A 3361-nucleotide genomic window follows, 5' to 3' on the forward strand; every position below is an offset into this window, starting at 1 on the left:
GTCCGCGCCTCCGTGACCTCGCTGGCCGAGTCGCTGGACCCGGTCCGGGTGCGCGACGCCGCGGCCGGAGTGCGCCGCGAGATGCTCTTCTTTGCCCGCCGGCCGGAGCGCATGGCGGAGGTGGTGGGGCAGTTCGTCGACCGGGCGGGGGACGCCGACGGAGCGCAGCGCTTCTACGACGCCGTGGAGCGGGTGGACGAGGACGCGGTGCGCGCCGTGCTGGCGCAGCTCGCCGACCGCACCCCCGTGGTGGTGGACGTTCCCCCCCAGCGGCTCCCGAACCGGTCCCCATGACCCGTCCTTCCCTTCCCCGCTGCGCGCGCTCTCTCGCCGCGGCTCTCCTGCTCCTCGGCGCGGCGGCGCCGCGGCAGCTCGGCGCGCAGGACCGCGTGGTGGTGCGCCCGGAGCCGGGCACGCCGATGGTGGCCATGGAGGTGCTGATCGCCGCCGGCCCCGCGGACGAGGCCCCGGAGCAGGCCGGGCTGGCGTACCTCACCGCCCGCGCCGCCACCCGGCCCATCCGCCCGATCCTGGACTCGCTGGGCGCGCACCTGACGCTCCAGGCGCACAAGGACGCGCTGTCCTTCACACTGCTGGCCGCGCCTGACGCCTGGCGCGAAGCGTCGCGCACGCTTCTGGTGGCGCTCTTCCGCGACCCGGCCGACTCCATCGCGACCGTGCGCGAGCGGGCCGCGCTCCGCGCCGAGCTGATCGGCCGCGAGGCGAGCCCCGCCGACGCCCTGGCGCGCGAGGTGGACGCCGCCGTGTTCGGTCCGGAGCACCCCTGGCGGCGCCCTGCGGCCGGGTACTCCAGGACGGTCGAGAAGCTGAGGCTCACGGACGTGGACGGCTTCCTCCGCGCCCACCTGGTCCCCGAGCGGACCGTGGTGGCCGTGGTGGGGCCGGTGGACGCCGCGGGCGCGCGGGAGCACCTGGCTCCGTTCTTCCGCGGGACGGCGTGGCAGCCGCCCGGCGTGGAGCCGGCCGCCCCGCTGGATTCGCCGATCCGCCAGGACTACAACTCCATCACCGCGTGGATCGCGGCCAGCTACCCCTTCCCCGCCGACGTGGACGCGGAGGCGGTGCGCCTCCTGGGGGAGCTGGTCGTGGAGGGGCTCTCCTTCGGTCCCAGCCGCCGATCGGTGTACAACGCCCGGGCCGAGGTGGTGCGCCGCGCCGAGGGCGGGGAGCTCCGCATCCAGATCGTGGTCCCGCCGCGCGAGGTGGACGCCTGGGCCGGGCGGATCGACGAGGCCGTGGCGCAGTACGCCCAGCGCGCGCTCCCCTCCGCCCGGTTCGCGGAGCGCGTCCGCCGCTTCCGGGGGCTGCGCCTGCGGGAGCTCGACACCCCGGAGGCGCGGGCCCAGACCGCGGCCCGGGAGGCGTTCCTGGGGGGCGACGCCGCCGGCCGCCTGGTCGAGCTGGACGCGCTGGACGCGGAGGGCCTCCTCTCCGTGGCGAGGGCGCTGCGCAGGCCGACGCTGGTGGTTCTCGGCCCCTTCGAAGGCGCTCCCTCCGGCGGGCGCTGACACCCGGCAGCTCGTGGCCGGGCCGCTTCATCTACACTAGACCGAGGGGTGCCGCCGTGGGATGGCTGGTCCTGTACAACGTGCTGGAAGTGCTGAAGTGGCTCATCATCGCGCGGGCGCTGATGTCGTGGTTCGTGGACCCGCGCTCCGCCAACCCGCTGGTGGCGTGGATCCGCAACGTGACCGACGCCATCCTGCGCCCGATCTCGGCGGTGGTCCCCAGCGCCGGGGGGATGGACCTGTCGCCGCTGGTGGCGATCTTCCTGATCTACTTCGCGCAGCAGGCGATCGCGACCGCGCCCGTGGGATACTGACCCCGGTGCGGCAGATGGAGTGAACGGCGGAACGATGCCGATGCGTCGTTCCGCCGTTCGTGTTCGGAGCGTCCCCGGGCCGTTTCGCTCGACCGCAGGCTAGGGCTGGCCGAAGTCCACCGTCGGGGTCTGCTCGGAGCCGGCAGGGGCCTCGAACGGCTCCTTCCGCTCCGCGCCGACCGCTCGCGCGGTTATCACCTGCGGGAACTGCCGGATGTAGGTGTTGTACTCCCGCACCCCGGCGTTGTAGTCGCGCCGGGCCACGCTGATCCGGTTCTCGCTCTCGGCGAGCTGGTCCTGCAGCATGGTGAAGTTCTGCGTAGCGCGGAGCTGCGGGTACGCCTCCACGGCCAGGTTCAGGTAGGTGCCGATGGAGCGCGTCACCGCGGCGTCTGCCGCGGAGAGCCGTTCCACGTCCCCGGTCTGCACCGCCTGCTCCACCTGCTGCTGCGCCTGCCCGAGCTGCGCTTCCGCCCGCTGCAGCCCGGCGCGCGCCTGGGCCACCCCGGTGTACGTCTCCCGCTCGAAGCTCGCCGCCCCCTTCACCGTCTGCACCAGGTTGGGGATGAGCTGGTTCCGGTTGGTCAGCTCCACCCCGATGTTGGACTTCAGCTCGTCCGTCCGCTCGTCCAGCTCCTGGATGCGGTTGTAGCCGCACGCCGGGAGGGTCGCCGCCGCGAAAAGGAGCACCGCCAGTCTCACACGCCGCATCGTCTTCCTCCGGGTTGAAACGATCACAGGGGGACTCCGCCGCCTGCCGCATCCCCCAGCCCGTCCACGTAGTCCACCACCCGCCCCACCGCCTCCAGGTAGCCCGTCACCACGGGGGAGTCCGGGTCCGGGCGCCACTCCCCGGCGTCGCGCCGCGCGCGCAGGACCTCCAGGAGCGGCCCCGGGTCGAAGCCGGACCGCTCCGCCGTCCTGCGGATCACGGCCTCCGGCTCGCGGACGCCCTCCTCCCCCCTGAGCCGGAGCACGGCCCGGAAGAGCACCAGGAAGGTGGAGAGCGACTTCCGCAGCACCATCCCCAGCTCCTCCGGCGCCCCCGCGGAAAAGAGGTACCGCTCGCGGAGCTGGATGTGCTTCCCCTTGAGCTCGTGCTCGCACTGCAGGCGCAGGTGCGCCGGGTCGATCCGGATCCCCTCGAAGGGCTCCTCGCCGTGCAGCGTCCGGTGCGCGTCGCGGATGTCCGACAGCTCGATGGGGAACACGTCCGCGGAGCGCCGCCACTCCTCCACCCCCATCACCAGCGGCGGCGGGTTCCCCTCCCCCACCCACTCGCGCGCCAGGGTGCTGGCGCGGCGCAGGGTGGCGGGCGCGACGTCGCGCAGGAGCACCAGCACGTTCAGGTCGGACATCCCCTCCACGTACTCCCCCCGCGCGGCGGAGCCGTACAGCACCACCGACACCACCCCCTCCCCGTACGTACGCACCAGATCGGCCGCCAGCCGCTCCGCCCGCCCCGTCTCTTTCCCCATCACTCCCCTCCGTGTTCCGGTCACCAGCTCCCCCCTGCTC

At 73.9% G+C, this 3361-nt stretch carries 5 protein-coding genes; 3 read left to right on the plus strand and 2 right to left on the minus strand.

Annotated elements, in window-relative coordinates; translation table 11 throughout:
- From VGR37_06170 to VGR37_06180, 3 genes are all read left to right on the plus strand, one after another.
- On the plus strand, positions 1-294 hold a 294-nt coding region (locus VGR37_06170; protein ID HEV2146966.1), incomplete at its 5' end, for a hypothetical protein.
- Entirely contained in the window at positions 291-1529 is a 1239-nt protein-coding gene (locus VGR37_06175) for a hypothetical protein (GenBank protein HEV2146967.1), read from the plus strand. The genes VGR37_06170 and VGR37_06175, both read left to right, overlap by 4 nt.
- Positions 1530-1585: 56 nt before the next feature.
- Positions 1586-1843, plus strand: coding sequence for a YggT family protein (locus VGR37_06180; protein ID HEV2146968.1), 258 nt, complete (start codon positions 1586-1588; stop codon positions 1841-1843).
- Positions 1844-1942: 99 nt separating this feature from the next.
- Here VGR37_06180 and VGR37_06185 read toward each other — a convergent pair whose 3' ends face one another.
- Together VGR37_06185 and VGR37_06190 are read right to left on the minus strand one after the other, a co-directional pair.
- Entirely contained in the window at positions 1943-2554 is a 612-nt protein-coding gene (locus VGR37_06185; GenBank protein HEV2146969.1) for a LemA family protein, read from the minus strand.
- A gap of 23 nt (positions 2555-2577) precedes the next feature.
- Positions 2578-3321 (minus strand): nucleotidyltransferase domain-containing protein, encoded by a 744-nt coding sequence (locus VGR37_06190; GenBank protein ID HEV2146970.1) that lies wholly within the window; start codon positions 3319-3321, stop codon positions 2578-2580.
- Positions 3322-3361: the final 40 nt, after the last annotated feature.

The sequence above is a fragment of the Longimicrobiaceae bacterium genome, assembly GCA_035936415.1.
Classification (GTDB): Bacteria; Gemmatimonadota; Gemmatimonadetes; order Longimicrobiales; family Longimicrobiaceae; genus JAFAYN01.